General features: G+C 56.4%; 1 protein-coding gene. It reads right to left on the bottom strand.

Annotation, left to right across the window (positions count from 1 at the left end):
• A partial coding sequence (locus WC359_14795; protein ID MFA5401716.1) for a PKD domain-containing protein occupies positions 1 to 369 on the bottom strand: 369 nt, incomplete at both ends.

The following is a 369-nucleotide window of genomic DNA, read 5'->3' as shown; positions in this document are numbered from 1 at the left end:
GCGGGTACCGGTGCCGGAACATAGACCGTCACCGATGTTGCCTGGATTGATATATTTGACCCGCCAGCGTTCGTTGCGTTCAGCGAAACTGTGTACGTCCCTGCTGCCGAATAGGTGTGCACCGGATTCTGCACGGTCGCGTTTGTCAGGTTGCTATCGCCGAACGACCAGTTCCAGCTCGTTGGAGTGTTCGTGGAGGTATCTGTAAATGTCACGGTCAGGGGAACGGTCCCGGTTGACGGAGTTGCCGTGAAACCGGCAACCGGGGCAGGTGAACCCACAGTAATGTACCCTGCCTTCCGTGTGCTGTTGTATCCACCGGTGTTGTATGCCTGCAGTGCTATCGAATAGTTCCCCTGCAAGGCATAC

Source organism: Dehalococcoidia bacterium (assembly GCA_041653995.1).
Lineage (GTDB): Bacteria > Chloroflexota > Dehalococcoidia > GIF9 > UBA5629 > CAIMUM01.
This window is presented reverse-complemented; position numbering and strand designations above follow the sequence as displayed.